Annotated in this window: 20 protein-coding genes; 12 read left to right on the top strand and 8 right to left on the bottom strand. The window is 69.9% G+C overall.

What is annotated here, in order from left to right:
• Positions 1-33: 33 nt before the first annotated feature.
• Positions 34-612, bottom strand: coding sequence for a TetR/AcrR family transcriptional regulator (locus ABEB28_RS01000; protein ID WP_345725988.1), 579 nt, complete (start codon positions 610-612; stop codon positions 34-36).
• 79 nt (positions 613-691) lie between these two features.
• Between ABEB28_RS01000 and ABEB28_RS00995 the strand changes: the two genes are divergently transcribed.
• The gene (locus ABEB28_RS00995; protein ID WP_345725987.1) at positions 692-1,579 is read left to right on the top strand and encodes an endonuclease/exonuclease/phosphatase family protein; all 888 of its coding nucleotides are present in this window, start codon (positions 692-694) and stop codon (positions 1,577-1,579) included.
• Positions 1,580-1,595: 16 nt separating this feature from the next.
• Here ABEB28_RS00995 and ABEB28_RS00990 read toward each other — a convergent pair whose 3' ends face one another.
• Complete coding sequence (locus ABEB28_RS00990) at positions 1,596-2,276, bottom strand: hypothetical protein (RefSeq protein WP_345725986.1); 681 nt, start codon at positions 2,274-2,276, stop codon at positions 1,596-1,598.
• A 154-nt stretch (positions 2,277-2,430) separates the two neighbouring features.
• On the opposite strand from ABEB28_RS00990, the gene ABEB28_RS00985 reads away from it, so the two are divergent.
• From ABEB28_RS00985 to ABEB28_RS00975, 3 genes are all read left to right on the top strand, one after another.
• The gene (locus tag ABEB28_RS00985) at positions 2,431-2,985 is read left to right on the top strand and encodes a dihydrofolate reductase family protein (RefSeq protein ID WP_345725985.1); all 555 of its coding nucleotides are present in this window, start codon (positions 2,431-2,433) and stop codon (positions 2,983-2,985) included.
• Positions 2,986-3,070: 85 nt separating this feature from the next.
• Entirely contained in the window at positions 3,071-4,249 is a 1,179-nt protein-coding gene (locus ABEB28_RS00980; RefSeq protein ID WP_345725984.1) for a hypothetical protein, read from the top strand.
• Between the two features lie 13 nt (positions 4,250-4,262).
• The gene (locus ABEB28_RS00975) at positions 4,263-5,693 is read left to right on the top strand and encodes an RNB domain-containing ribonuclease (RefSeq protein WP_345725983.1); all 1,431 of its coding nucleotides are present in this window, start codon (positions 4,263-4,265) and stop codon (positions 5,691-5,693) included.
• Here the strand turns inward: ABEB28_RS00975 and ABEB28_RS00970 are convergent.
• Together ABEB28_RS00970 and ABEB28_RS00965 are read right to left on the bottom strand one after the other, a co-directional pair.
• Positions 5,690-6,439, bottom strand: coding sequence for a maleylpyruvate isomerase N-terminal domain-containing protein (locus ABEB28_RS00970; RefSeq protein ID WP_345725982.1), 750 nt, complete (start codon positions 6,437-6,439; stop codon positions 5,690-5,692). The two genes, ABEB28_RS00975 and ABEB28_RS00970, sit on opposite strands and share 4 nt — an antisense overlap.
• Positions 6,436-6,639: a DUF4287 domain-containing protein gene (locus ABEB28_RS00965; protein ID WP_345725981.1), complete on the bottom strand. Its 204-nt coding sequence runs from the start codon at positions 6,637-6,639 to the stop codon at positions 6,436-6,438. The genes ABEB28_RS00970 and ABEB28_RS00965 overlap by 4 nt, the downstream gene beginning before the upstream one ends.
• A gap of 168 nt (positions 6,640-6,807) precedes the next feature.
• Here ABEB28_RS00965 and ABEB28_RS00960 point away from each other — a divergent pair, with 168 nt between their 5' ends.
• Positions 6,808-8,814 (top strand): sensor histidine kinase, encoded by a 2,007-nt coding sequence (locus tag ABEB28_RS00960; RefSeq protein WP_345725980.1) that lies wholly within the window; start codon positions 6,808-6,810, stop codon positions 8,812-8,814.
• 18 nt (positions 8,815-8,832) lie between these two features.
• On the opposite strand, the gene ABEB28_RS00955 is transcribed toward ABEB28_RS00960, so the two are convergent.
• Positions 8,833-9,195 carry a hypothetical protein gene (locus ABEB28_RS00955; RefSeq protein WP_345725979.1) on the bottom strand — a complete coding sequence of 121 codons (363 nt, stop codon included), beginning with the start codon at positions 9,193-9,195 and terminating at the stop codon, positions 8,833-8,835.
• 56 nt (positions 9,196-9,251) lie between these two features.
• Between ABEB28_RS00955 and ABEB28_RS00950 the strand changes: the two genes are divergently transcribed.
• From ABEB28_RS00950 to ABEB28_RS00925, 6 genes are all read left to right on the top strand, one after another.
• Positions 9,252-9,674: a helix-turn-helix transcriptional regulator gene (locus ABEB28_RS00950; protein WP_345725978.1), complete on the top strand. Its 423-nt coding sequence runs from the start codon at positions 9,252-9,254 to the stop codon at positions 9,672-9,674.
• A 307-nt stretch (positions 9,675-9,981) separates the two neighbouring features.
• Positions 9,982-10,614 (top strand): hypothetical protein, encoded by a 633-nt coding sequence (locus tag ABEB28_RS00945; protein ID WP_345725977.1) that lies wholly within the window; start codon positions 9,982-9,984, stop codon positions 10,612-10,614.
• A 561-nt stretch (positions 10,615-11,175) separates the two neighbouring features.
• On the top strand, positions 11,176-11,463 hold the full coding sequence (locus ABEB28_RS00940) for a hypothetical protein (RefSeq protein WP_345725976.1): 288 nt from the start codon (positions 11,176-11,178) through the stop codon (positions 11,461-11,463).
• A 403-nt stretch (positions 11,464-11,866) separates the two neighbouring features.
• Positions 11,867-12,271 (top strand): hypothetical protein, encoded by a 405-nt coding sequence (locus ABEB28_RS00935; protein ID WP_345725975.1) that lies wholly within the window; start codon positions 11,867-11,869, stop codon positions 12,269-12,271.
• A gap of 504 nt (positions 12,272-12,775) precedes the next feature.
• The gene (locus tag ABEB28_RS00930) at positions 12,776-13,099 is read left to right on the top strand and encodes a hypothetical protein (RefSeq protein WP_345725974.1); all 324 of its coding nucleotides are present in this window, start codon (positions 12,776-12,778) and stop codon (positions 13,097-13,099) included.
• Positions 13,100-13,233: 134 nt separating this feature from the next.
• Positions 13,234-13,695 carry a hypothetical protein gene (locus ABEB28_RS00925; protein WP_345725973.1) on the top strand — a complete coding sequence of 154 codons (462 nt, stop codon included), beginning with the start codon at positions 13,234-13,236 and terminating at the stop codon, positions 13,693-13,695.
• A 195-nt stretch (positions 13,696-13,890) separates the two neighbouring features.
• Here ABEB28_RS00925 and ABEB28_RS00920 read toward each other — a convergent pair whose 3' ends face one another.
• The gene (locus ABEB28_RS00920; protein ID WP_345725972.1) at positions 13,891-14,265 is read right to left on the bottom strand and encodes a DUF2784 domain-containing protein; all 375 of its coding nucleotides are present in this window, start codon (positions 14,263-14,265) and stop codon (positions 13,891-13,893) included.
• 667 nt (positions 14,266-14,932) lie between these two features.
• Between ABEB28_RS00920 and ABEB28_RS00915 the strand changes: the two genes are divergently transcribed.
• Positions 14,933-15,385, top strand: a complete 453-nt coding sequence (locus ABEB28_RS00915) for a hypothetical protein (protein WP_345725971.1) — start codon at positions 14,933-14,935, stop codon at positions 15,383-15,385.
• A gap of 116 nt (positions 15,386-15,501) precedes the next feature.
• Here ABEB28_RS00915 and ABEB28_RS00910 read toward each other — a convergent pair whose 3' ends face one another.
• Positions 15,502-16,095, bottom strand: a complete 594-nt coding sequence (locus ABEB28_RS00910) for a hypothetical protein (protein WP_345725970.1) — start codon at positions 16,093-16,095, stop codon at positions 15,502-15,504.
• 184 nt (positions 16,096-16,279) lie between these two features.
• Positions 16,280-16,792, bottom strand: coding sequence for a hypothetical protein (locus ABEB28_RS00905; protein WP_345725969.1), 513 nt, complete (start codon positions 16,790-16,792; stop codon positions 16,280-16,282).
• Positions 16,793-16,819: the final 27 nt, after the last annotated feature.

The following is a 16,819-nucleotide window of genomic DNA, read 5'->3' as shown; positions in this document are numbered from 1 at the left end:
AAAGTTGCAGGTCACTCGTCCGCAGGGTGGAAATCAGGTGCGCTGGCGGAGAAGTCGGGTGACTAGCTGCTCGATCAGCTCGTCGACGTCGTAGGGCTCGAGAATCGCCGGCAGCGTGAAGTCGTCCACGATCAGCCCGAGCATCCCGAAGTACAGCAGTGCCACGCCGAGACGGTCGCCGGGCAGCCCTGCGTCCAGGTGGAAGTCCACCACTTCCCGGTGCTCGGTGGCGAGGAAGTCGCTCAGCTGGGCGTGCAGCTCCGGTCGGCGGGTGGCCTCCAGGCGGAGCTCCAGCATCGCGAGGTTGCTGGTCCGGTCGGCTCGCTGGCGGGCGAGGAGCTGCCGCATGAGTTCGGTGGCGAGCGCGGGGGAGGGCGGCTGGTCCATCGTCGCGGCCACGGCGTCCGGGTCCGGGGCGAGTCGTTCGCGGGTGCGCCGCACGACCTGCACGAGGAGCTCGTCGCGGTTGGCGAAGTAGTTCGAGGCGGTGCCGGTCGGGACGCCGGCCTCCTTGTCGATCGCCCGGAGGGTCAGGCCGCGCGAGCCGTCCCTCGCGAGTACCTCGATGGCCGCGTCGAGCAGCGCGTGACGACGGGCGGGGTTCTGCCGCACGGGAACCTCCGGAGCGATAGCGGTACGGCGCGCAGAGTACAGCGGGTGAAGTGGTCAGAGGCGTGCCACCCTGAACCACATGCCTACGAGACCGGCGACGCTCCGCCTGGCCACCCTCAACATCTGCGGTTTACCGCCGGCGCTCTCCCGCCTCCCACCGCTGGAGGTCCGCGCCGCCGAGATCGGCCGCCGGATCGAAGCGTCGAACCTGGACGTCTTCAACCTGCAGGAGGTCTGGGGCGGCCGTTCGCTCGCGACCGTCCGGCGGCACCTGCCGTCGTTCCCGTTCGCGGCCTGGCGCCGCGCGGTCCACGGTGGCCCGGCCGGTGGGCTGGTGACGTTCTCCCGATACCCGCTCGACGAGCCGCGATTCCGCTCGTTCAGCGGCACCGCGCCCCGCACGAGCAGCCTCGCGTTCCGGGCCCAGCGGGCGATCAACGCCCGGCGGCAGGGCATGCTCGCCACCGCGATCTCCGGGTGGAACGTCGTCATAGGCAACGCGCACCTGACCGCGAACAAGGACGGCGACTGGTCGCCCGGGAGCCGGTACTACCGATTCCACGAGGAGCAGGTCGCCGTGCTGCACACGTTCCTCCGGGAGGTCCGGTCGCCGGAGACCACGCTGACGGTGGTCAGCGGTGACTTCAACATCGCCGCCGACTCGAAGCTCTACCCGCTGATCACCGAGGACGGTGCGTGGCGCGATCCGTTCCGGGACAGCGACGCGGTGACCTATCACCCGGAGTTCCTGCCGGCCGGCGCCACCGGTCACCGGATCGACTACGTCCTGCTCAGCGGCGACGAGGCGCGATTCCCGGTCCTCGATTCCGACACCCTCTTCGCCGAGCAGCTGACGACCGAGGACGACACCAAGATCTGGGCGTCCGACCACGTCGGCTTGACCACCCGGGTCGGCCTGGACGGCGTCGCCGGCGCCGGTCCGACCACGATCAGCGGCACGCGGTGAGCCCGGCGGCGCCGAACTACCAGCCGACGGTGTGCGCCCGCTTCCGGCGGGACCGGGACGCCAGCCAGCTGTAGAGCAGCCGCCCGCCGTTGGTCTCGAAGCCGGTGGCGCCGGGCTGGAGCGACGGATCCGCCGCGCCACCCCACCCCCGCGGACGGCCGTCGACGTCCTCGTCGAGGTAGTCGGCGAACACCGCGGAGAGCGTCTGCGCGACCTCCACGTACACGTCGCTTCCAACGACCCAGGGCCCCAGGACGCACACGATCGTGCCGACGGCCGCCGGGTCGTACCCGGCGGGCGTGGTGCCCGGCCCCATCGCTGCACCGCCGAGCAGCATCGTCAGATGGGCGGATTCCCACGACTCCTCGGCACCGGCGACCAGCGTCCGCCGGGCGGTGTCGTGGTCGGTGCCGTCGCCCGCCTGCCGGAGGACCTCCGCCAGCGCGACCAGCAACGAGACCGCAGCCTTGTCCCCGGCGTCCCGGAACGCGCGCAGCAGCACCAGACGGTCGGCGTCGGGGGCCGGCACCACCGGCCGGATCGGGCCGCGGCTCGTGGCGAGCTCGGCGAGACTGACCGCGGCGGGCAACCCACGGGTGAAGCCGAAGTCCGGCGCGTACCTGCCGGTGCCGGTGGTCAGCCGCCATCCCTGGTTCTGCGCGTCGACAACCCGGTAGGGCTGTTGGTACTGGTGCATCGGTGCGGTGGGTCACTCCCTGACGACGATCGTGGCGACCGCGCGAGCGGCATCCGAGTATCGGTCGGTGGCCGTCCGCGGTTCCGAAGTATGTGAGAACGCTCAGCTTCCCGACCTAGGCTGGCACCGAACCGCCGACGAGAGGGAGCTGCCCGTGGCGGAGCTCATCGCCGACCTGTTCGTCTCCGTCGACGGTTTCGCCGCCGGCGAGGACGTCGGCCCGTTCTTCGGGTACTACGGCCCCGACCTCGGTGCGTGGATCACCACCGAGACCGCACGCCCGCAGACCCTCCTGATGGGACGCGTGACCTACGAGCTGATGGCCGACATGTCCGCCGCGGCCACCGACCCGAGCAGCGTCCGGATGACCGCGCTGCCGAAGGTCGTCGTCTCCGGACGGCTGCGCGAACCGCTCGACTGGGCGAACAGCCGCGTGCTGAGCACCGACCCGGCGGCGGGGATCGCGCCGGGGATCGCGGCGCTGAAGCGGGAGTCCGACGCGCCGGTGCGGACGATCGGCAGCCTGTCGCTGGTGCGGAGCCTGCTGGCGCTCGGGCTGGTCGACCAGCTGCGGCTGATGGTCTTCCCGCTCACGCTGGGGGCCGACGGACGGGAGCCCGCCTACACCGGACATCCACGGGCCGGCCTGCGGCTGGCCGGCACGACCGTGCTGGACGACCGCATCGTCCTGCTCACCTACCGGCCGTAAGCGGCCACCGCCGGTATCCGTTCGTGGGACCCGGACGGCACCGGCGGAGGTACTGCCGCCTCGGGGCGGCGAGCATGATGGCCGGATGGCGGGCAGCCGGGGCGGGGCCACCGAGCGCGCGCGGCGGGTGCCGCGGCCGTCCCCCCGTGTGCGCCTCGCGGTGGTCGCGGCCGCGGTCGTCGTCACCGCCGTCGCGATCGCGGTCCTCTCCGCCCGCGGCTTCTGGTCCCTCGCGCGGGGCGTGGCGCTCGGCGTCCTGATCGGAGCCCTCGTCGCGCTGATCCGGTTCCGTCCCCGCGCGGCGCTGCGCTGGGCAGTCGTCGTCACCGGGCTTCTGGCCGCCGCTGCCCTCGTCGTCATCGCCGTGCTGCTCAGCACCGGCGACGAAGACGATCCCCCGACCGGCATCGGCCCGGATCGGCGCGCCGCGGTCCGCTACGCGGGCACCGCGTCGTGGCGGCACGGCATCTGGCGGATCGAGGACCGGATCACGATCCACCCGAGTCTCACCGCCCATCCGGAGCTGCGCTCCGGCGTCGATCGAACGCTCACCGACGCGCTGGCCGACCTGGCTGGGGCTCCGGACGACGCCGCGCGCGCCACCGCCACCCCCGACGACGACCTGCGTGCGCTCGTCGCCGCGGGTCGTCTCGACGTGTCGACGGTCGCGGCGGAGCTCGGCATCGACGCCCGCGTGGTCGACTGCGTCGCCCGTGGGTGCGCAGACGAGGAGCTCCGGAGCGGCGGGCTGCGTTGGCAGTACCTGCAGGCAGGGCTGGCGGAGGAGCGCTGGAGCGCGACGCCGGGGCCCGACGGGGCGGTGGTCCTCGCCCGGGAGCGATCCGCGCTGGCCGCTCGGCCGGTGCTGCGGCCGGCGGCGACGACGATCGACGTCCCGGAGGTCGTCGTCCGCGACTCGCTGCGGCTGGTGCCCGCGGCAGGCTCCACGTTCGCGCTGGTCGCGCCGCGCAAGATGGTGGTCGCCACGTATCCGGAGGCCACCGGCGTCGTCGATCGGCTGGCCGACGACGAGGAGGAGACGACGGTCGCCGTGACCGGGGAGACCGAGTTGCGGTCGGTGCTGCTGCCCTGGATCCTGCGGAGCGGCATCGGTCACTCCGCCTACCGGCTCGGTCAGGGGCAGCTGCTGCCGCTGGTGTTCGGCGCGCTCGTCGTCGCGCTGCTCGTGCTGGTCCGGGACCGGATCCTCCTGGCGGTCGGCGACCGGCTGCGGCGCCGCCCCGGCCGGCGCCCGGCCGACTGATAACGTGCGGACGATGGCTGACACCGGTATCGCCCGGCCCGCGGCGGGCGTCCCGACCCGGCGGTTGCGGGCGCCGGAGATCGACTTCGCGGCGATCCGCGCCGACCTCAAAACCCCGCCGGACTTCACCCCGGACGCGCTCGCCGAGGCTGCGGCCCCGCCGGCCGACCTTCCGCGGACCGACCTCACCGACGTTCCGTTCGTCACGGTCGACCCGCCCGGATCCCGCGATCTCGACCAGGCACTGCACCTGGTGCCGGACGGCGACGGGTTCCTGCTGCGTTACGCGATCGCCGACGTCGCCGCGTTCGTGCGGCCCGGCAGTGTGCTCGACCGGGAAACCGCGGCGCGCGGCGTCACGCTCTACCTCCCGGACGGCCGGGTTCCGCTGCACCCTGCGGTGCTCAGCGAGGGCGCGGCCAGCCTGCTGCCGGACCAGGTCCGGCCCGCGGTCGTCTGGACGATCCGTACCGACGCGGACGCCACCCCGCTGGACGTCCGGGTCGAGCGGGCCACCGTCCGCAGCATTGCGCAGCTTTCCTATCCGGAAGTGGAGGCCGGTGCCCGCCCGGAGGCGCTCACCGGGCTCGCCGGGTTCGGCACGGTGCGCCTGGACCGGGTGCTGGCGCGGGGTGGCATCGACCTCGACGTCCCGGAGCAGGACGTCGAGCACACCGACGACGGCGGCTGGAAACTGGTGCTGCGGGCCCAGAGCCCGGCCGAACGGTACAACGCGCAGGTCTCGCTGCTGACCGGGGAGTGCGCCGCAGCCCTGATGCTCGGCGGCGGGATCGGCCTGCTGCGGACGCTGCCACCGGCCGCGCCGGAGGACGTCGAGCGGCTCCGCGCGGTCGCGCCGAGCCTCGGCGTCGACTGGCCGGCGGGCGCGACGCCGGGGCGCGTGGTGGCGAGCGTCGACCCGGCGGATCCGCGGGGCGCCGCGTTCCTCGACCTCGCAGCCTCGCTGCTGCGCGGCTCCGGCTACACGCCGTTCACCGACGGGGCGCCGGAGCAGGCGTTCCACGCAGGTGTCGGCGCACCGTACGCGCACGTCACGGCGCCGCTGCGCCGGCTAGCCGACCGGTACGCGACCGAGGTGTGTCTCGCGCTGTACGCCGGGACGCCGGTGCCCGAGTGGGTGCTGGCCGCGCTGCCCGGCCTGCCCGCGACGATGGCCGCGGCGACCCGCCGGGCGGGGGAGTTCGAGCGCGCGGTCGTCGACCTCACCGAGGCCGTGCTCCTCGCCGACCGCGTCGGCGAGGAGTTCGACGCGGCGGTGGTCGACGTCTCCGGCGAGGGGAAGAGCGGCACGGTCGCGCTGGACGAGCCGCCGGTGTGGGCGCGCTGTGCGGGGCCGGGGCTACGGGCGGGTCAGCGGCTGCGGGTTCGTCTGCAGGAGGCTGACCCGGCCACCCGCCGCGTCCGTTTCGTGCCCGCAGACTAGAACGGCGTGCGCTCCAGCCACGTGCGCCAGACCGATTCGTCGCCGAACAGCTCGACCTCGGTCTCCCCGACCGGACGGCGGCGGGTGATGGCCAGCAGCAGGTCACGCGCCGGCCCGCGGAGTGCGGTGGTCGCCTTCGCGTGCTCCCGTTCGACGAACACTCCGTCGGGCGTGCCGCGCAGCGTCCACTCGGCGTCGATGTCGGTGGCGTGCAGGTGCAGGCTCAGGTCGGTCTCCAGCGGCTGTTGCGGGCGGGCGCCGGTAACCGTCTCGGTCGCGATCAAGTCGATCCACTCGCCGACGCCGTCCGCGGCCAGCTCTGCTGCTAGGTCGTACTCGACGCTCAGCGCGATCGCCGCGTCCGCGCGGTGCACGGTCGTCTCGTGCAGGCGCCGCCGGATCCACCAGGCCGCCGGGCGTGGGCCGAGGAACGTCCAGACCGGCGTGTCCGGACCGGTGCCGGCCACCGCGTCGAGCAGTATCTGTCCGCCGCCGCCGACCCACGCCAGGGCGCCGTCCTCGTCCGCCGGCGGCTTGCCGTCCTCGACGACGCGCGGGTCGAGCGGGGAGTCCCGCCGCTCCCGGACGATCTGCGCGGCCCACCGGTGCCCGCGTCCGAGGTGGCGGAGCAGCTGGGAGAGCGTCCAATCGGGGCAGGTCGGTACCGGCGTGTCCAGCTCGGCGCCGCGCAGCTGCTCGGCGAAGCGCCGGTCCTGGTCGAGGAGCGCCGCAGCGTAGTCGGTCATTTGTCCTGCAACGTGTGGGCGACGAGGGCGTTCGCGTGGCCGTGGCCGAGCCCGTGCTCGGCCTTGAGCCAGTTGACCAGCTCCAGGTGCTTCGTCAACGGCGAGGTGCGAATGAGGTCCTGCCACTCGCTGATCGGTCGTCCGTACTTCTTCTCGATCGAGGGAAAGTAGGACGCGGGACCCTTCACCGGTTCTGCCATGGGGTCACTCTACGAGCCAAACGGAGCGCCGGGTGAAGTCCGTTTTGCGCAGAGAATGCTATGCTGCTCCGTTAGAGCGGATTCCCGGAGGGCGCAAGGATGACGAGGCGCGAGTCGCGATCGCCGAAAGTGGTCGAGCCGTCGGAACTCGTCGTTCGCGGAATGCCCGTGCGGTCGCTCGACCTGAGCGGGCTATCGATCGCCGACTCCGCAGCGGCCCACCTCGCGGCCCTGACCGCCCGCGCCGCCCACGCCGCAGCCGGCCTGGTGTACCTGGCCGACGGCGAGAAGCTCCGGCTGGTCGGGGCGTACGGCCTCCCGGACGGCTGGCAGCCCTCGGGCGGTCTGCCGCCGTCCCGGACGATCGGCGCGCTGGTGCTCGCCTCCGGGCAGCCGGTGATCATCGAGGACGTCGGGGACGACGAACGGGTGCCGCCGAACTCCCCGATCTCCGACGTGGGCGGCCGTGCCTACGCCGGGTTCCAGGTCCGGGACGCGCAGGGCGAGAACATCGGCGTCTGTGCGGCGATGGACTACGAGCCGCGCCGCTGGAGCGCCGATGAGCTGGCCGGCATCGACAGCGCGGCCCGGCTCTGCTCGACGTTCGTGAGCGAGTTCGGCGCCCGTACCGAGTGTGACCGTCGGCGCGTCTACCTCGACGCGATGCTCGACCGGTTGCGGGTCGGCGTGGCCGGGTGCGATCCGGACGGCCGGTTGGTGTTCGCGAACACCGCACTCGGTCGGCTCGGCCTCGACCAGCACCTGCACGTGCGGCACCGCCCGGACGAGCCGGCGTCGGCGCCGCTGGCCCGCGCGCTCGCGGGGGAGGTCGTCCGGGACGTCGAGATCGTGCTGGCCGCTCCGGACGGCGACGACCGGGTGCTGCTCGCCGACGCCGAGCCCCTCCGGAGCGCGGGCGGGGAGCAGCTGGGCGCGGTGTTGTCGGTGTGGGACGCCACCCGCCGGCGCCGTGCCGAACGGTACCTCGACGCCGAGCGCGCGGTCGCCGAGGCACTGGTCGAGGCGCACAGCATCGAACAGGCCGGGCCTATCGTTCTCCGCGCGGTCTGCCGCACGCTTGGCTGGTCGTCGGCCGAACTGTGGCTGGCCGACGAGGAGGCGGACGTGCTGCGTCCGATCGCCACCTACCGCGACGACGACCGCGCGGGTCTGCGGGTGCCGCCGCAGCTGAGCCGGGGGTCCGGTCTAGCGGGCACCGCGTGGCATCGCAACCAGCCGGTGTGGATCGAGGACCTGGACGCCCCGGACGCGCTGATCTCCGCCGAGGGCGTCGGTGACTCCCGGCTCCGCAGCGGAGTGGCGATCCCGGTGCCCAACGGCGGCTCCACGCTCGGCGTCCTCTGCTTCTACACGGACGTGGCCGCGGACGCCGGGGACACCGTCGCGGTCCTGCTCTCCGGCATCGCCGGACAGGTCGCGCAGTTCCTGCAGCGACGCCGGGCCGAGGACGCCGAACTGGCCCTGGCTCGCAGCAAGGACGAGTACCTGTTCCTGGTCGGCCACGAACTCCGCACGCCGCTCACCTCGATCGCCAGCTACACCGAGCTGCTGGCCGAGACGCCCGGCCTCGACCCCGACGCCCAGCGGCTGCTGGAGGTCATCGACCGCAACTCCAGCAGGCTGCGGCACATCATCGACGAGCTGCTCGACCTCGCCGCGCTCGACTCCGGCCACGCCGACCTGGTGTGGGAGCAGATCGACGTCGCGGGGATCGCCGCCGCGGCGCTGCGGGACACCCGCACGGCCGCCGAGGAGGCCGACGTCACGCTGCACGCGCGGATCGAGCCGGGGCTCACCGTCGAGGGTGACGGCGAACGGCTCCGGCAGGTGTTCGACCACTTGCTCCGCAACGCGGTCTCGCACAGCCCGGGCGGCTCGGTGACGCTCTCCACGGCGCCGGTGCACACCACCGAGGTCGAGATCGCGGTGGCCGATACCGGGGTCGGCATCCCGACCGACGAGGACGACCAGGTGTTCAGCCCGTTCTACCGGACCGTGCTCAGCCGTGAGCAGCAGCTGCCGGGCGCCGGGCTCGGGCTCGCGCTCAGCCGCGCGATCGTCCACGCGCACCGCGGCGTGATCCGGTTGACGCCGAACCAGCCCCGCGGAACCCGGGCCGTGATCCAGCTGCCGCGGGCGGTCGCCGCACCCTGAGCCCGGGGCGGGGTGCCGTCATAGCTCCAGCGGGGTCAGTACGGCGATCCGGTGTCCCGCCGGGCCCTCCACCAGCTGGTAACAGAACCGTTCGCGCGGAGCGCCGCGGTAGCTCCAAGTGACGTCGACCCAGAGGCTGCCGGGGGCTTCGGCCAGCACGGTGAGGCGCTTGTCGACGGTGTCGACGCCGTCGTACTGGTCCCACGACGAGGCGAAGAACTCCGCGGTCTGCCGGGTCTCGCTGACCGCGATCGCCTGGCCGGGGAACAGAATGAGCGACGGCACGCCATACAGCTCGGCAACGGCCTTTTCGTCGCGAGCGAGCAGCGCGTGCGCGTACCGGTCGAAGAAGTCGTGGGCTGTCTGCAGTGCATCAGTCATGCGGGGAACGCTAAACAGCAAAGACGACGCGCTAGTGTCGTCATACGCTGAGAACCGTGGAGCACGCCGGTAGGCACGATGTCGCCACGAATCTGGCGGCGTCGTCCCGGGACGCGCACCTGGTGCTCCGCCGGGTCGAACGGCACCAAGTCATCGTCGAGCGGCTGAGCGCGGCACGTGGCCGGCTAGTTCCGTTCGCCGTGCTCGGCCGTGAGCTTTCGGTCTCCCCGCGGACGATCGCCCGTGACGTCGAGCGTCTTCGTTCCAGCGGCATCCCGCTGCGCACCCGGCGCGGCCGGGCCGGTGGCGTCAGCCTTCCGCTGCCGCCGGGACGGATCGCGCTGACGCTGGACTTCCCGGAAATGGTGGCGCTGATGAGTAGCCTGGCCGCGCTGGGACCCACGGCCACGGAGAGCGCGGCGTCGGCGATGCGCAAACTGACGGCCGCGTTCGACGCGGCAGGGGCTACCGACCACTGACCAGTCGGACTTGTTGGTACTGCGTTGGACCGCTCAGACGGTTAATGAACTCTGCGTGGATCGTCGGCGGTTTTTCGCGGTTCATCGGACGGGGATGAACCCGTTTCCGGGTGCCATCCGTGATGACGTCAGTGCGGGCGGTGATGACTGATTCTGGTGCTCGCAGCTGTCACCGCGGCTGAGTGGTTTCGTGGTGGACACCAGCGCGCCTGGGAGCGCAGTGTCATGCCGAACTGGTGCGCACCGCATGCACGGTTGCGTGCCTCTCTAGCCTGGGCGTGGCCAGCCACCTCGTCACAAGGAAGTCATGATCGTCCAACTTCGAAACGGCGCTGCCGTCGCCGCCTCCTTACTGGCGCTCTCCACCACGGCATGCGGACTGTCCGACGGACCGGTCGCCGACGCGGGCAGTGAGGTGTCTGTGTCTCCCACTCCCGAGCTCACCCTGCCGCCCGAACCGGTGCGGCTCCGGCGCGTGTGCATCGACGAGCCAGGCTTCCGGGGCCTGCCTGCGTACTCGGCTGCCAAGGGTGCCAAGCACTCGGTCGCGTACCTGTACTACGACTCGATCTGGCATGTGCAGGAGAGCCCGCCGAGCGACCCACCGAACGTGTGGTACGCCGGCGGCGACGACGTGAACAACGTCGACCTCGTGTTCTGCCGCGAGCGCGTGGCCGCGACGGCGTCGGCCGAGACCTGCGCCATGAACGACAGTTTCGAGGACGGCGCGCCGGTGACCGTCGTGTTGTACGACACGACGTGGCGCATCCAGATTCTGGAGTCGCGCACTGGCAAGAGCCTGCTCGACCGACGCATGAGCACCAAAGCAGGTGAGTGCCCAGCGACCCACCTCAGCTACGACGAGGACGACCGCACCAAGCACTACGTGGAACCGACCGACGAAGCACTGGCAGCCATCCTTACCCCGTTCGTACGCTGATTCGGACGTGATGCGACCTACGTCGGGACACCCGGCCGCGGTCAGCCCTCGCGAACATCGTGGCGTCCGTCCGGGCGATCCTGCAGTCGGAACTGACGAACAATCGCGGTCACGCGCGGTTAGGTGTCAGTTGTGAGCGAGGCACGCGTCGTGGGGCCTGATCGTGGCAGCCGCCGCTGCACCGTTGTCCGCGATCGCCGACGCTGCGACGGCTGCAGTGGATTGGGCTGCGGTCGGTCTGCGCGCTGGTGCCGCTACGGACCGATCGAGTGGGCGATGGCCGTTGTCTCACCGGAGGCCTTCAAGGCCGACGGCTTCGGCCATCCGCTGACCTCACGTCCCGCCCCCGACAGCGAGGGACGTCAGCTCAGCTTGCTGCAGCATGGATGTGGAACCGGAATGAGGTCGCCAGCGCGGCATCTTCGAGTCCCATGAGCGGGCCCGCAGCGCGGCACGAGCGAGCCGTGGCCACGGAACTACCGGGCTTCCCAGCTGGGTAACTTGCCGGCCACGCCTCGCCGAGCCGGAGATCGGCTACGACACGACATCAAGGGGTAGCGAGTGGGCGACGATCGTAGATTCCGTGACTCGGCGCAAGCGCTTGTCGACCTGGTGTTCACGGACGACATGGAGCTATTCGACTCCATGCCCGATGAGATTCAGGAGAACCTAGGACCGGCGCTGTCGGCCCTCGGCGATCCCGCGACCGACGACTCCGACACTGAGCGACTGATAGCGGCTGCGAGCGTCGTCGAGCAGATAGCGGCGAAGTACAGGCGCGCGTTTCCCCCGTCGCTGAACCGGAGGCTCGAAGCCATGGAGGTCGAACGCAAGGCTCTGCAGACCTGAGGCGAGAGAGTTCGGAAGGTACTGGAATCGCTTCCGTGCGGAACGGAGGTCGACTACACCGCCGACCAGTTCCATCGGCTCAGCGGCGTGTGCGTGCGTTCGCGGCACGGCGCCGACGGCATATGGCCGTAACCGCGATGGGCGTTAGGTTCATATGACTGCGTCGTGGCGCCGCGCGGCGAGCAGCCCTGGGCGGGCTTCGGTACGAAGACGACCAGCACTGGCGGATGACCGCCGAGTACCTCGACCGACACATCGATCGCTGAACCCACGTCCTTACCCAATGACTGCGGCACGAGCTACGTTCGCTCAGGCCACTCACGTAGGTAGCTTCCTACTAACCAATCGAGTCGACCGAGGCTCCTCTGACAGACCCCGGCGCTTGCGTCTGGGAAGGGTTGAGGTGACCGGGTCGGACGCGGGGTTGTACTGGCGCTACCGTGCCGAGCAGGCAGGCGGGGCAGGTGATCGCGCCTGGCGTCTCAAGGATCGTGATGACCCCTCGCCGGCGTCGGTGGCCTACTTTCGCATTTTGGGTGAGGTCATGATGGATCCGGTCGCCTCGACCGAGCTGGTGATCCGGATCGTCGAGGCCGCGCCGGCCGGCGACGACGCGCGGGTGCATTTGTGTGCGGGCGTCGTGGAGGACTGGGTCGACGGCATTCCCTCCGACGAGGCAGTCGCGTTGATACGCCGCGCAGCCGCACGCAGCCCGGTGTTCGGTCGCCTGCTCGCCGAAGGGATCGAGGCGCGGGCGATCTGGACGGATCGGGGAGATCTGGTCCGCCGTGCCCTGGGGCAGGGATGACAGGCGAACGACGGTCGTGCCAGGAGTTGCCGGCCAGGACGGTCACTACTCGCGATCGGAAGGCTGGCCGTGCCGCCGTCGGCTATCTCCTCGTGGCAGTGTTCGTCGCGCTCGACACACTCGGGGAGTACCCGGAGGGCCGATTCGGCTGGCGGTCCGCGCTCGAAATGGTAGTGGTTGTCCTGACGCTGGAGCGCGCGGTCGACAGGCGCCGCCGTTGGCGTGCCGGTCGGCCGGGCGCTTGACGCCGGCTACCGCGATACCGGTTGCCCGGGGATACGCCGCGTCCGTTTCGCTCGCCGTCGGCGACGACGGCCACCGGTCGACGGAGCAGTATCCGTCGAGGACCCTTTCCCGCCGCAGTAGTAGTGGTTCTGGTTCCAGCGCCTCCAGCGGGAACGTCACGCGAGGACTATCGCAGGGCCCCGCAGCGGCAGACGAGTAAGCCGCCCGGACAGTCGGCCGCTCCCTGCGTCCGATGGGGCACTTGCTTTGATAACCCACATGAAGGATGCCGCATTCATCACCATTGCGGTGATCGTGGTGGTGGGATGGTTGGCTCGGACATTGCTGGCTGGCTACCTCGATCGAGGCAGCGATCAGCGACGGACTGACGCGCGGCTCGCCGCGCTCGAACGTCAGCTCGCGGTCGTGAACGAGCGCCTGGGTGTCGAGCCGCACCAACCCGACCTGACCGGCGTTGTGGAGTTCCTGCGGAATGGGCGGAGGATGGCGGTGATCAAGGAATACCGCGCTCTTACCGGCGTGGACTTGAGGGAGGCAGCGGGCGCGGTCGAGCACCTCGCCCGCGAGCGCGGACTGTGGTGAGCCAGCGTTTCGTCAGCGAAGGATGGACTAGGAACGGCCGGCGTGGGCGCAATAAGTCCCGAGCGTCCGACAGTAGAACGGTGGCCGGATGATCCGACGCTCGTGAGCTTCGATCCGACCTGGAAAGGATAGCAGTGGGTGTTCTTTTCGATTACTTCCGGGCGCCCAGCGAGGCCGAGGTGCGCGGTCATATGAACGAGAACGACGCGGCCTCACCCGTGCCGGGCGTCTTCGACGGAATCGAGCTGAAGACCATTGACCCGTGCGTCATTCTCGGCCAGTTGGTCGCTTTCGCGACCGACCAGGAGTGGCGCCCAGGCCTGGTTGACGAGCGCCTGATCTGGCCGGAGGGCGGAGAGCAGGACATGGCCCACGAGGGTCCGTGGGTCACCGTCCTCGACGACCGCGCCCGAGACGAACTTGCTGGCATCCCTGCCGATCAGGTGCCGGGCCTTGCCGACCGGTGGGCAACCGTTGAGGAGTTCGGCGGCTACGCCGACAATGAGTTTCTTCGCGAAGTGATCGCCGACTTCACCGCGCTGGCCACCCGGGCCCGTGAGCACGGCGAGTCACTTCACTGCTGGATGAGCCTTTAGTAGCTGTCCAGCCACTCATTGACAACCAAAGCCCCAACACACCGCCCGCTCGTAGATGGGTCAATGTCGAGCGCCACCTGCGGCAGTGCACATCGGCTGATCACAGCGCTGACAACTGCCAACACCATCGATCGCCGTGACAGTCGAGCCAGCGCTGCCACCGCTCCCGTCGAAGACACCGCCGAGACTGACGCCTTACCGGGCGGTGATCCTCCTCCGCTGGCCTGTCGTGATCGCAACGCCGACCCACGAGGCGGCGATGGCGACGGCAACCGCAGCCTGGACGAGGGGCGTGTACTCCTCCGGGAACCAGACGCCCTCGATGTAGTGGTCGAGGAACCCGCCCGGCGCTAGGTGCGGCCAGCTGCCGCGGGCACGCAGCGCGTTCTCGAGCCGGGTGAGCGGGCAGGGGATGGAGACCATCAGCGTCGTGACGGCCCAGAGGACGGCGGGCACGTGCAGGGCGAGCGCCCGCGGCCACCGCCAGGCCAGGCACCCGCCGAAAACTAGCAGCCCCATGAAGGCGAAGTGCGTCACCATGACCACGCACGCCAGAACCCGGAAGCCCATGATTCGACGTTAGCGGTGGGGTCTGCCCTCTATTTGACGACCGCCAAATGAGCTCTCCAAGGTGGCAGTCGAAATCCTCGTGCTCGTCCGTCAGCGTGACGAGGACGTCGATTCCACCGACCACAGCCGTCGCGATGGCAGATGGCCGGTCGGCAGCGAATACCTGCCGCAGCGACGGGTCCGGCCCCGAATCGGTGGTCCAGAGGATGCCCACCGATCGATGCTATGAGTCCAAGCACCATCCGTCCCAGCAAGCTGCGAAGCGGGCCAACTGTCAGCAAAGGACCCGTCAGCAACTCGCCCAGCAGACGACCGACTTGTCTGGCCAGTGCGATTTCGTGATCGTTTGCGACGCCTTCGCCGGGCCCTATGACACCGATCGACGGGCCAATTTGCGGCATAGACAGTCTCCTCATGGTGGATGTGCCCAAGGTGCTTCCGACTGGGCGGGGGACCGTGGACCAACACTGTTCGCATTCTCTTCGCGATGCGCGGCTTCGGGTCAGGGCACCTGTTCGCACCGTTCGCGGTACTGAGGTGCGTGAGGGAGTGCCGACGACATCCTGATCGGTCTGCGGGTCGTCTCGGCAGTAGCGGCGCGCCTCGTGACGCTGCCGGACCCACGCACCCGTAATCCCTTGGGCGCGTTGCACGCAGGCCCGCCCTCGTGGAACTGCCTGGCGAGCTCGCGTTTGTCTCCGCCATCGCCAAGGCCACCGAGTCGTGGCGGCATGCGTGGGTCATCAATAGCCATGGCCTGGCGTTGGTCGCCGACGATGACGGATCGTGGTGGGTCGGGCGTGGACTGCAGACCGCCCGTCCGATGCTGGGCGACTTGCGGATGGCGCTGCCCATGCTTGAGCTGTCCTATGTACGGGTGAGCCAGGTCCTTGCTGAGCAGCTGGTCCCGGGTCAGGTTGGTCCGCCGTTGGGGGCGCTGGTGAGGATTGCTCTGGGCTGGCCGACGGACTACTGGCCGGGTCTGGCGTTGCGGTGGCTGGAGGAGGGTTTCTCCTCGGAGGAGGTAATCGATGAACTCGTCGTGTTGACGCAGGCGAAGGAACGCTCGCAGCCCTTGCGCCATCAGACGTTACGAGTCTGGAAGAGACGGCGAAGCTGAAGGCTCGACGACCCGAGGGAATGCTGCGGACGCACGTCGACCGGGTCTGTCCCCTGCTCGCGGCAGATGAGCACGTTCCGTAACTGTTCGCGGCCCGAGCCAGAAGGACGACGCGCCTATTCCAGGGCGACCAGCGCGGGGAGATCGATGAAGGTGCCTACTCGGGGGTCAAGCCGCTTGAGTCCGTTCAGCGAGAGCCGTTTCTGGGTGCCGAGTTCGGCGTCAAGTCTCGCTGTCGGTAAGACGTAGAAAGTCCACTGGTCGGTATCGAGGGGATCGACCGTGGGCTTGTGGCAGTGGTGCAGGAGACAGAAGACATAAATTTCCGCCTGGCGACGGCGTTCTGCCGCGGTGGTATTCGTCGTCGCGTCCCAGCCTGTGGTGGGCCGGATGTCGAACGCGATCGCGGACAGACGGGTCTGCGACCAGCTCTGCAGATATGCGGCGCTCTTTACCTCGACCCGTCGGCCCTCTGGCGTCAGCAGATCGTAGGCGTCCCATTCTGTCCGTGTCTGTCCGCTGACACAGCCGAGGGCCTGGCCGACGAGGTACTCCGCGAGGACACCGCGCATGGCGTTGTTGGCCAGGTCCGAACATGCCCACTGCCAGAAGTCCAGCACGGTGACGCCCATGGGCACACCCCCGACGGTCACCGCTTCGCAACCTGTCTTCGCCCTGACCGTTAACGCGTCCAGCCCCAGATCGCTCATCGTCACCTCGTCCGTTCTGTCGCTAGCCGGGCAATCTCCGCCCGACCCGAGAACACGCAGAATGCCAGATCGATCGCCTGCTACCCACGGCGGCGGGACGACGCGATGAGCGGGCACGGACCGCCAGCACACAGCGCGGCAGATGAGCACGCGGCGGGTGCCGGTTGACATTGCCTCGATTGAGCTACGAGAAGCCACCTAGCTCGATCAGCGATCCATCGTGATCGCGTTTCCAATCTCGGCCGGAGGCGTCTCGGAACTCCAGGGCAACGCGCCGACGACTGCGCGCTGCGGGCACGTCTAACAGGAACTCGTTGTCGCCGGGTGCTGCAAGTTCACGGTAAGTGCGATCCGGTCCACCAGAGTGGGCGATTTCGCGGAAGCTTTGGCCGTCTGACCGCACCACAACCGAGATCAGGACTCGATAGATGGGAAGGCTGCTCCCATTCCGGACATTCACGCGGATGGGTCCGGCGTCGTAGCCTTCACGATCTGCAGCATCGGGCAGCCAGGCGGCAACCGTGCCGGCCTGGGCTCGTCGCTCGGCTTCGGAGGCGCGATCGTCTCTTTGCTGCTCGGTCCGCAGGATCCGCCACGCAGCCACGGCGGCAACTGCGGCAAAGATGAGTGACGTGAGGCCACCGACCGCCGACACCCAAGTGGGGAGGTCGCCATAGTCGATCCGCGTACTGATCACAGCGGTCGACAGTAGCCCGCTGCAGTC

The sequence above is a fragment of the Cryptosporangium minutisporangium genome, assembly GCF_039536245.1.
GTDB lineage: Bacteria > Actinomycetota > Actinomycetes > Mycobacteriales > Cryptosporangiaceae > Cryptosporangium > Cryptosporangium minutisporangium.
Note: the sequence above shows the minus strand (reverse complement) of the source record. Positions and strands in the feature narration are given on the sequence as shown.